This is a genomic window from Pseudomonas sp. 18.1.10, from assembly GCF_024655625.1.
GTDB lineage: Bacteria > Pseudomonadota > Gammaproteobacteria > Pseudomonadales > Pseudomonadaceae > Aquipseudomonas.
The window spans coordinates 23,808-34,410 of record NZ_JANLGL010000051.1 but is presented as its reverse complement, the minus strand read 5'-3'; the positions used below and the strand labels follow the sequence as shown (position 1 = coordinate 34,410).

General features: G+C 62.9%; 8 protein-coding genes and 2 pseudogenes. 7 read left to right on the top strand and 3 right to left on the bottom strand.

Features of this window, described 5'->3' with window-relative positions; translation table 11 throughout:
- Positions 1-114 precede the first annotated feature (114 nt).
- Positions 115-1,206 (bottom strand): NADH:flavin oxidoreductase/NADH oxidase, encoded by a 1,092-nt coding sequence (locus NUV89_RS11720; protein WP_257781427.1) that lies wholly within the window; start codon positions 1,204-1,206, stop codon positions 115-117.
- 84 nt (positions 1,207-1,290) lie between these two features.
- Here NUV89_RS11720 and NUV89_RS11715 point away from each other — a divergent pair, with 84 nt between their 5' ends.
- The 4 genes and pseudogenes from NUV89_RS11715 to NUV89_RS29930 form a co-directional block, all read left to right on the top strand.
- Positions 1,291-1,590 carry a helix-turn-helix transcriptional regulator gene (locus NUV89_RS11715; RefSeq protein ID WP_257781426.1) on the top strand — a complete coding sequence of 100 codons (300 nt, stop codon included), beginning with the start codon at positions 1,291-1,293 and terminating at the stop codon, positions 1,588-1,590.
- Positions 1,591-1,675: 85 nt separating this feature from the next.
- A complete protein-coding gene (locus tag NUV89_RS11710) occupies positions 1,676-2,566 on the top strand; it encodes a bestrophin family protein (RefSeq protein WP_017735516.1) in 891 nt (296 codons plus the stop codon).
- Positions 2,567-2,710: 144 nt separating this feature from the next.
- Positions 2,711-3,793: pseudogene (locus tag NUV89_RS29935) on the top strand (cache domain-containing protein); the annotation flags it as partial.
- 324 nt (positions 3,794-4,117) lie between these two features.
- Positions 4,118-4,654 (top strand): annotated as a pseudogene (locus NUV89_RS29930) (methyl-accepting chemotaxis protein); the annotation flags it as partial.
- Positions 4,655-4,676: 22 nt separating this feature from the next.
- Here the strand turns inward: NUV89_RS29930 and NUV89_RS11700 are convergent.
- Positions 4,677-5,894, bottom strand: coding sequence for an MFS transporter (locus tag NUV89_RS11700; protein WP_257781424.1), 1,218 nt, complete (start codon positions 5,892-5,894; stop codon positions 4,677-4,679).
- A complete protein-coding gene (locus NUV89_RS11695; protein ID WP_257781423.1) occupies positions 5,891-6,565 on the bottom strand; it encodes an RraA family protein in 675 nt (224 codons plus the stop codon). The genes NUV89_RS11700 and NUV89_RS11695 overlap by 4 nt, the downstream gene beginning before the upstream one ends.
- A 299-nt stretch (positions 6,566-6,864) precedes the next feature.
- Between NUV89_RS11695 and NUV89_RS11690 the strand changes: the two genes are divergently transcribed.
- The 3 genes from NUV89_RS11690 (at position 6,865) to NUV89_RS11680 (ending at position 10,441) form a co-directional block, all read left to right on the top strand.
- On the top strand, positions 6,865-7,833 hold the full coding sequence (locus NUV89_RS11690; protein WP_257781422.1) for a hydroxyacid dehydrogenase: 969 nt from the start codon (positions 6,865-6,867) through the stop codon (positions 7,831-7,833).
- A gap of 65 nt (positions 7,834-7,898) precedes the next feature.
- Positions 7,899-9,227: an MFS transporter gene (locus tag NUV89_RS11685; RefSeq protein WP_257781421.1), complete on the top strand. Its 1,329-nt coding sequence runs from the start codon at positions 7,899-7,901 to the stop codon at positions 9,225-9,227.
- Between the two features lie 485 nt (positions 9,228-9,712).
- On the top strand, positions 9,713-10,441 hold the full coding sequence (locus NUV89_RS11680; RefSeq protein ID WP_257781420.1) for an IclR family transcriptional regulator: 729 nt from the start codon (positions 9,713-9,715) through the stop codon (positions 10,439-10,441).
- The last annotated feature ends 162 nt before the right edge of the window (positions 10,442-10,603 follow it).

Here is a 10,603-nt window from a genome sequence, read left to right as displayed (position 1 = left end):
TCCCAAGATTTTGGGGCCGCTGCGCAGCCCAGCGGGAGCAAGCTCCCTCGCCACAGGTACAGCGTTTGCTCTTGATTGAAGGGTGTCAGGGCTAGTCCGACCCTACACTTGCATTCAGCGATAACGCTCCAACCAATGCGCGTAAGGCGCCGGCAAGGTCCACGACGACTTCTCGACGCCCAGCTCCTTGGCCGCAAAGTACGCCCAATGCGGATCAGCCAAATGCGCACGGCCTACCGATACCAGGTCCAGATGCCCAGCCTGCAAGGCTTCTTCCGCCAGCTGCGGCGTACCAAAACCCCACGCCGACGTCACCGGGATACCCGCTTCACGGCGCACACGCTCGGCAATCGGCCCCATGAATGCAGGGCCCCACGGGATATTGGTGTCGGGAATGGTGAAGCCGACGCTGACGCTCAACAGGTCCAGGCCACCGGCCTTGAAACGGCGGGCCAGTTCGATGGATTCGGCGAGGGTCTGCTCGTCGCGGCCGTCGTATTCCAGCACACCGAAACGGGCGGTCAGCGGCAGGTTTTCTGGCCAGACTTCACGTACGGCGGCCAGGGTTTCCAGGAGGAAGCGGCTGCGGTTGTCAAAGCTGCCGCCGTAGGCGTCGGTGCGCTGGTTGGAGTGTTCGGAGAAGAAACTCTGGCCCAGGTAACCGTGGGCGAAGTGCAGCTCGATCCATTCAAAACCAGCATCACGGGCACGGCGCGCGCCATCGACGAAGTCCTGGCGCACGCGGGCGATGTCGTCCAGGGTCATGGCGCGTGGCACCTGCGGCAGGTTCGCCCCAAAGGCAATCGCCGACGGCGCGATGGTTTCCCACGCGCGCGGGTCGGACGCGGCCATATGGTCATCGCCTTCCCACGGGCGGTTGGCGCTGGCTTTGCGCCCGGCGTGACCGATCTGGATGCCCGGCACCGAACCCGCCGCCTTGATGGCTTTGACAATGGGCACGAACGCTGCGGCGTGGGCGTCGCTCCAGATCCCGGTGCAGCCCGGGGTGATACGGCCTTCCGGCGCAACGGCGGTGGCCTCGACCACGACCAGCCCTGCCCCGCCACGGGCCATGCCCGCGAGGTGCACGTGGTGCCAGTCGTTGACGATGCCGTCATCGGCCATGTATTGGCACATCGGCGGGATGGCAATGCGATTGCGCAGGGTGACGTCTTTGAGTGTGTAGGGTTCGAACAAGGCGACCATGGGACGACTCCAGATTGGCAATGGTAGTTCGATAGTATTCGAACTATGGTGCTCAACGATACCCCCCTGTTATCATCCGGCCCCATGCGAGCCTTCAAACACCCCCTTGCCCAAGACCTTACCCTCGAACGCGTGCTCTACGCGCTGAGCGATCCGGTGCGCCTGGAAATCGTGCGCTGCCTGGCCGGCGTAACCGAAGCCACCTGCGGCGAATTGGATGGCGGGCGGCCCAAGTCGAGCATGTCCCATCACTTTCGTGTGTTGCGGGATGCGGGGTTGGTGCAGACGCGGAGTGTGGGGACCACCCATATGAACTCATTGCGCAGTGATGTGCTTGAAAGTCGCTTCCCCGGCCTGCTCCACAGTATCCTCGCCCAGCATTAAGAAACGTTTCAGCAGCGAACCTTTCCCCCCAACCCCACGTCCGACCTAAGGCACTCTTGCCCACCGCTCCCCGCGAGGTCGTCGTTTGAAAGCCGCCATCATCAAAAAATACCGCCTGATCATCAAGACCATGGGCTATGTAGGCTGGGCCCTGTTCTGGCTGTTGCTGTGGGATGTCGCCGTCACGGTGGATTTCATGCTGTTCCTCACCTACAAGATCAACCTGCCGCTGATGCCCTTGACCCTGCTCGGGTCGGCGCTGGTGGTGCTGATCAGTTTTCGCAACAGCAGCGCCTACAACCGCTGGTGGGAGGCGCGCACGCTGTGGGGGGCGATGGTCAACAATTCGCGCAGTTTTGCGCGCCAGGTGCTGACGCTGCTGGATGACCCCGACAGCGAAGTGAACCCGGTCAAGGCCACCCTGCTGCGCCGGCATGTGGCCTATGTGAACTGCCTGGCGGCCCACCTCAAGGGCCAGCCGTGCCCCGATGAGGTGCGTGCCTTCATCCCCAGCGAAGAGTTCGCCCGCAACGGCACCACCAACAACTTTGCCAACGACATCCTCACCGGCTCGGCCGCCTTGCTGGCCAAGGAATACAAGGCCGGCCACCTGGACAGCATCCGCCTGGCTCGGCTGGAGTCGACCCTGGTGGATTTGTCCAACGCCCAGGGCGGCATGGAGCGTATTGCCAATACGCCGCTGCCCTACCCCTACGTGTATTTTCCGCGCCTGTTTATCTCGCTGTTCTGCTTGATCGTGCCGGTGGGCCTGGTGGAATCCCTCGGTTGGTTCACCCCGCTGGCCTCGACGGTGGTGGGTTTTATGCTGCTGGCCATTGAGCGCATCGGCACCGACCTGCAAAGCCCGTTCAACTCCAGCGAGCACCAGATCCAGATGGACACCATCTGCGAAACCATCGAGAAAAACCTGCAATCGATGCAGCGTGATGCGCTGGGTGGCGAGCGCATCGGTTAAACCCTGCCAACGGCCTAAAGTGCGTGACCCACCGGTCGATATACCGGGGGTACGCATGGGCTATCCCCTCTAAAAACAACACATGCGACGCTCTTCGCTTTCCTCCGCCTTGCCAACTCTAATAAGTACCCTGCGGGAGATGTCATGAATATCAAACACAAGCTGACCTGGGCGTTTGCGGCTATCGCGTGCGTGCCGGTGATCCTGGTGGCCGTGCTGGTGGTACTGAACCTGCGGGATGCGGCCGAGGCCAATTTCGTCGACAGCAGCAGCCGTGAAATCCGCCAGATCGACAACGGCATGAAGCAATTCTTCGACGGCATCAGCCAGAACGTTGAATTCGTCGCCAAAGACCCACGCATCGCCGCCGCCAAAGACCTGAAAAGCTACGCCGGGGCCGATGCCGCGCAAATCCCCCTGACCCCGACCAACAGAGCGCTGCTGGACATCTTCGACCAGTTCGCCAAAAGCCATCCCAGCACCGCTTACCTGTCCCTGGGCCTGAGCGACGGCGGCTACGCCAGTTGGCCCGACGACACCAAGCTGAACAACTACGACCCGCGCCAACGTCCCTGGTACAAGGCTGCCGTGGCCGCACCGGGCAACACCGTGCGCACCGGTGCGTATTACTGGGCACCGGATGACGTGGTGCTGATCGGCACCGTGCGCACCGTCGCCGACGCCACCGGCACTATCCTCGGCGTGGTCGGCCTGGACGTGTCGCTCAAGCAACTCACCGAACTGGTGCGCAACATCAAGCTCGGCGACAGCGGTTACCTGATGCTGGTGGAAGCCAACGGCAACGTGCTGGTGGACCCCAGCGATGCCAAGCACAACTTCAAGCCCCTGGCCGACCTCGGCCCGCAATACGCCGACCTGGCCAAGCGCACCGACGGCGCCACCCAGATCGAGATCAACGGCGTGCCCTACATGGCCAACGTGGTCAGCTCCAAAGACCTCGGCTGGCGCTTTATCGGCCTGATTAAGCGCGACGAAGTGATGGCTGGCGCGTCGAGCCTGACCCTGTTGATCGCCGCCATCGCCGCCGCACTCGCCGTGGTGTTTGCCCTGGTCGGTGCAAGTTTTGCCAGCATGATCGTGCGCCCCATCCGCAGCGTTGCCGATGGCCTGCAAGAAATCGCCGAAGGTGAAGGCGACCTGACCCGCAAGCTCACCGTGCAAGGCAAGGACGAAACCGCGACCCTGGCCGGCTGGTTCAACCAGTTCCTCGGTGCGATTGCGCAACTGGTGCAACGTATCGGCAGCGCGTCCTCGGACCTGCAAAGCGCCGCCGCCGACACCAGCGCCGTGGCCAACAACATGAACCAGGCCGCTGGCCGTCAGCGTGAAGCCGTGGAACTGGTGAGCACCGCGTTCAACGAAATGGTCGCCACCGCCAACGAAGTCGCACGCTCGTGCAGCGCTGCCGCCACCAGTGCCGACGAAGGCTACCGCGACGTGCACGACGGCCAGCAGCACATCGGCGAAGCCACCGGCAGCGTGCTCAAGTTGAGCGAAGACCTGCAAAAGTCGACGCAGACCATGCAGTTGCTGGAGCAGGACAGTCAGAACATCAACACCATCCTCGACACCATCCGCTCGATTGCCGAGCAGACCAACCTGCTGGCGCTCAACGCCGCGATCGAAGCCGCGCGCGCCGGCGATCAGGGCCGTGGTTTTGCGGTGGTGGCCGACGAAGTACGCGCCCTCGCCCGCCGCACCGCCGACTCCACCGGCGAGATCGACAGCCTGCTGGGCAACCTCGCCCGCCGCACCCAGGAAGTCACCCAGCAAATGCAGGGCAGCCTGCTGGTGTCCCACACCAGCGTGGAACGCATCCAGCAGGCCCGCGACAGCTTCGACAAGATCCGCGGCTCGGTGGACTCGATCCGCGACCAGAACACCCAGATCGCCACCGCCGCCGAAGAGCAGCACCAGGTGGCCGAAGAGATCAACCGGCACATCGCGCAGATCCATGCCGATGCGCAACTGGTGGAAGGGTTTGCCCACTCGGCGCAGACCGGCTCGGGTCGGTTGACGGATATTTCCGGGCAGCTCAAGGGCTTGGTGGGGCGGTTCAAATACTGACGTGACCGTGGGGCCCTCGACGTCAGCGTCGAGGGCTCATGCGCCAACTGATCAGCTGATAAATCCCCAGCAAAGCCCCAGCCAGCAGCAGTGTCCACTGCACACTCAGCGCCGCCGCCAACAGCCCGGCCAGCAAGCCGCCAATCGCTTCAAAGCCGAAGCGCATGGCGATGTAAAAGGCAATCACCCGCCCACGCAGCGCTTCCGGCGCGGCACTTTGCAGGGTCATGTTGCTGCTGACGTTGCTCACCGTAATGCCGAAACCCAACCCGGCCAGCGCCGCCAGGGTAAACCCCAACGGCGGGTTCGCTGCCACCGCACACAACGACACCGCGCACACCACCGTGCCCATCACGATGATGCGGCTCAGGCTCGATGAGCTGCCGGCGAAGGCCAGGAAAATCGTCGCCACAAACGCCCCCGCCCCCGCCGCGCCCCACAGCCAGCCGAGCGTTTGGGCATCGCCGCTGAAGGCGTGCTTGGCCAGGATCGGCAACAGCACCGTGTAGCAGGACGCCAACAGGTTGACCATCACCACGCCGATCAACAGGCGGCGGATGGACAGGGTGTTCCACAAATAGCGCAACCCTTCACGGAAGATCTCCCCGGTAGACCCTTTGGCCCGCACCTGTGCACGGCTTTGCACCTTGCCCAAGCCAATCAACAGCATGCCAAAGGCGATGGCGGTGAGCAGGAAACAACCGGCCTCGCCGCTCCAGGTAATCAGCAAACCGGCCAGCGGCGGGCCGATAAAGCGTGCGGCGTTGATTAGCATCGCATTAAGCACGAGGGCGTTGGGCAGGTCCTTGGGCTCATCGACGAAGCTGGCGATCAAGGCTTGGCGCAGGGGTGTTTCCAGGGCATTGAGCAAGCCCAGCAGCAGCGCCATGGCGATAATCACGTCGCGGCCCATCCACTGTTGCCAGGTGAGCACCGCGAGGACCAGGGATTGCACGGCCAGGGTGGCCTGCACCGCCATCAGCAGGCGGCGCTTGTCATGGCGGTCGGACCAGGCGCCCGCCAGCGGCCCCACCAGCAACTGCGGCAACAGCGTCAGAAACGCAATCGCCCCCAACAGCACGGCCGAGCCCGTCAGGTGATAGGCCAGCCATGACAGCGCGACCTGTTGCACCCATTTGCCCAGGGTGGAGAGGCCCTGGCCGACAAAGTAGATCTGGAAATTGCGATGGCGCAGCGCACGGATCGGCGTGGGCCAGCGGGTGGTAGACGCAGGATTCAAATAAACTCGCAGCCCTTTTGTGTCAGGGATTTCAGGACCCAGGTTCGGTCGTTTTCGCCCAGCGCAATCTGTTCCAGCTGCTTTTGCTCGGCGGCATGTTTGGCGTGGGCGCGATCATACACCTCGCAGACCTGGTCGAACGGCACGCAGAGCAAGCCGTCTTCATCACCGATCACCAGGTCGCCCGGCTCGATCACCATGCCGGCCAGGGCAATCGGCACATTGACCTCGCCCGGGCCGTCCTTGTAAGGGCCGCGATGGGTGATACCGGCCGCAAACACCGGGAACTCCCCGGCAGCAATGCTCGCGGCATCGCGAATCGCGCCGTTGATGATAATACCTGCCACGCCTTTCTTGATCGCATACGCCACCATCATTTCGCCGATCAGCGCGTTGCTCAGGTCGCCGCCGGCATCCACCACGATGACGTCGCCCGGCTGGGCGATATCCAGCGCGTGATGCAGCATCAGGTTGTCCCCTGGGCGCGCCTTGACGGTCAGCGCCGGCCCCACCAGCACGCCGGTGCGGTGCATCGGTTTCAAGCTCGCACCGCCGGCGGTCATGCGGTGCATCGAATCACTGATATTGGCGACGGGCACGCTGCGGTAGCGCTCGACCCACTCGGCGGCGACCTTGCGTTGTCTCTCGAGCACTCTGAATCCGATGGACATGGGGTATTCCTCTGCTGGTTTTTATGTTGTTTTGAAATGCCATTTCAAAATTAACATCATGATTTGCAACCAGCAAGGCTCAAGGCGGATTCAAAATCCAACACTCCGCACTGAAAAAAATCTTAAACCTGAATAACCGTTAGATTTTATTGGGTTTTCCCACTGATCCAAAGCCGGTCAAAACAGCGTGGTTAAATTTATTTATTGCAACGCAGTTTCATTATGCTAGTTTTCAAGCACTGTTGAGCGCCGCAATGCGTCGCCAACTGCACACAGACAAGAAAACCAAGGTGCGCACAATGACCCGAACCCTCCTGCTGACCGGCCCGGAACTGACCGCCGACGCCATGGCCCACGCCGCTGCCCACGGCGTACGCATCGTCCCCACCACACCCTACGCACCCGCCGAAGAACTCACGGCGATCATTGCCCGCGAACAACCGGACGCGATCATCGTGCGCCAGGGCAAGCTGACCCGGGAGATGATAAATGCCTCGGCCGCACTGAAAATCATCGCCAAGCACGGCGTGGGCTACGACACCATCGACATCGCCGCGGCTGCCGAACGGCAGATCCCGGTGACCATCGCCCTCGGTGCCAATGCGCAATCGGTGGCCGAGCACGCCCTGGCGCTGATGTTCAGCGTGGCGCGCCAGACCGCCCTGCTCGATGCGCGCATGCGTGACGGGCATTGGGACAAAGCCACCTCGGTGGGCATCGAACTGTCCGGCAAGACCCTCGGCCTGGTCGGCCTGGGCGCCATCGGCCAGATCCTGATGGACCTGGTGGCCCCGCTGCGCATGACCATCAAGGTGTTTGATCCGTACCTGGCGGACATGCCGAATGTCGAGCGGGTCAACAGCGTGGATGAGCTGCTGGCCAGCTGCGATATCATCAGCCTGCATTGCCCGCTGACCGAGCAGAACCGCAACCTGTTTGGCGCGGCGCAGTTCAAGCGCATGCGCCCGGGCGCGATCCTCATCAACACCGCGCGCGGTGAACTGATCGACACCGAAGCGTTGGTCCATGCCTTGAGCACCGGGCAGATCGCCGGCGCGGGTCTCGACACGTTCAACCCCGAACCACCGCCGGCGGACTCGGCGCTGTGGGGCTTGCCGACACTGGTGGCGACGCCCCACGTCGGCGCCAACACCGCCGAAGCCCGTGACCGCGTAGGCCTGCTGGCGCTGCAACAAATCATCGATTTCTGGGACGGCACCGCGCCGCCGCCGCGTGCGGTGGTCAACCGCCATCTCTACGAACACTGACATCGCCCGCGTTGCAAGCGCGGGCCCATCACGCTTCTCCAAAAAAAACAAAACGGGAGAGAGTCATGTCCATCAGTTCTACCGACATCAGCGCCATCGAGCGCGCAACCATGCGCAAGGTGGCGTGGCGACTATTGCCGTTCCTGATCCTCTGCTACCTGCTGGCGATCATCGACCGCGGCAATATCGGCATGGCTTCGTTGCAGATGAACCAGGACCTGGGCCTGACCCCGGCGATCTTCGGCTTTGCCAGCAGCCTGTTTTTTGTCTCCTACTTCTTCGTGGAAGTGCCGAGCAACCTGGCCCTGCAACGCTTCGGCGCGCGGGTGTGGATTGCGCGGATCATGATTACCTGGGGCCTGATCTCCGCCGGCACGGCGTTTGTCACCGGCGCCAACTCGCTGTACGTGATGCGCTTTTTGCTGGGCGCGGCCGAGGCCGGCTTCTTCCCCGGCGTGCTGCTTTACCTCACGTACTGGCTGCCGGCGGCCTACCGTGGGCGCATGGTCGCGATCTTCATGGTGGCGATCCCCGGTGCCAACTTCATCGGCTCGCCGCTGTCCGGCCTGCTGTTGAGCATGGACGGCTGGTTCGGCATGCGCGGCTGGCACTGGCTGTTCATCATCGAAGGGATTCCTGCCGTACTGCTGGGCATCGCCTGTCTGTTCGTGCTGACGGATCGCCCCGAGCAAGCCAACTGGCTGAGCCACGAGCAACGCCACTGGCTCACCAGCCGCCTCGACGAAGAGCGCAGCCGCAAGACGGCCATCGGGCATATCTCGCTATGGAAACTGCTGCGCCACAAACACATCTGGGTACTGGCACTGATCTACTCCGGCGCCTCGGCGGCGGGCAGCACCATGAGCGTGTGGGCGCCGCAACTGCTCAAGACCTTTGGCCTGAGCAACCTGGAAATCGGCATGGTCAACGCCATCCCTTACGGGCTGGCCTCGATCCTGATGATCCTGTGGGGCCGCAGCTCCGACAAAACCGGCGAACGCCGCTGGCACACCGCGACCACCCTGCTGCTCATCACCGCAGGGTTACTGCTGGCGCTGGTGACGTCTTCGTTGGTGGCGACGGTGTGCATGTTGTCGATGGTGCTGATCGGTGCGTATTCGATGAAAGGACCGTTCTGGGCGCTGGTGTCCACTTGGCTGTCCTCCTCCACCGCTGCTGCCGGTTTGGCGGCTGTAGGCGCGATGGCCAACCTGATTGGTGGCGGGATCATGGTCAACGTGTACGGCACCATTCATCACGCCACCGGCAGTTATGCGCTGGCCCTGCTGCCACTGGCGGCGCTGTGTGCGGCGGGTGCGGTGATGGTGTTGTTGATGGGGCGCAAGCAGATGAAGGAAACCGTGGAGTTCAACAAAGCGGCCAGCGCCAGCTGACGGTGGGAGCTGGCTTGCCTGCGATGCAGGCACCTCGGTACATCAGGCACACCGAGTTGATGCCATCGCAGGCAAGCCAGCTCCCACAGGGGAATGCGCACGCTCCATCGATCAGGTCGGCTACTAGGCCGCCTCGCTTTGCTTTTGATTGTGATCTTGGGCGCCCCGTTAAACACGCTGGCCGGAATTCGGCATGGATTTGGGGGGTAAACCGGCAGGGATGCCGGTTTAGCCGCCGTAAGGGCGGAACCCTAAGCCGCCGTTACCCAAATAACGGATATGTACACCGACAAGCCGCCATCGCAGGCAAGCCAGCTCCCACCCTGGAGCGGTGTATAGCCAACAAAATCGCAGTCGCCTGGTAGGCCGTCTTCGCGAGCAAGCCCGCTCCCACAATGGGATCGCGCAATAACCCAGAACACCCAAGATTGCCCCCACCCGCCAATACCAGTATTTTGCAGCCTACCCCCAACAAGGAGCACCCCATGGTAAAAACCCGCCCACGCCCCGCAGTCACCGGGGTGGCTTCGGCCGATCGGGTGCTCACCGTGCTCACCGCCTTCAAGATGGGCGACACCGCCCTGGAACTGGCCGAGCTGGCCGCACGCACCGGGCTGGTCAAAAGCACCATCATGCGCCTGATGGTGTCGCTGGAAGACCACGGCCTTATCACCCGCCTGGCGGACGGTCGTTATCAACTGGCCACCGAAATCATGCGCCTGAACACCGTCTACCAGGACGGCCTCGACCTTGAACGCCACATCACCCCGCTGCTGCACCGCCTGACCCAGGAAACCGGCGAAACCGCCTCCTTTTATGTACGCCACGGCGCCTACCGCATGTGCCTGTACCGCGTGAACTCGCCCCACCACCTGCGCCTGCACCTGCAACCGGGCGACACCCGCCCCATGGACGGCGCCGCCGGGGCCGAAGCGTTGCGCACGCCCTACTCGCTGGCCGCGAAGATGATAAAACCGATCTTCTCCCACGGCGCCACCGACCCCCATGCCTCGTCCATGGCCCTGCCGATCTTCGGCCCCGGCGAAAACCTCATCGGCGCCCTTGTGCTGTCCGGCCCCGCCAGCCGCCTGACCGCCGAGCAAGCGCAGACCCTGCACCCATTGTTCCAGCAAGCTGCCGTCGAGCTGACCCGCAGCCTGGGTGGCGATGCCCTCGCCGATGACGCCGCCGCGCACGGCAAAAAATCCGTCTAAAGTCTCTAGCAGACGCGTGCAGCAGGTGGGTGCGATGCACATCGCACCCTGGGCGACATTTGGCCACACCGCATCATCGCAGCAACTGTAATAGTCTATTGCAGGACTCTAATGTACTAACTAGTTACTTATCTTGCTAAAATCGCGTCTTTGCCCTCTCAC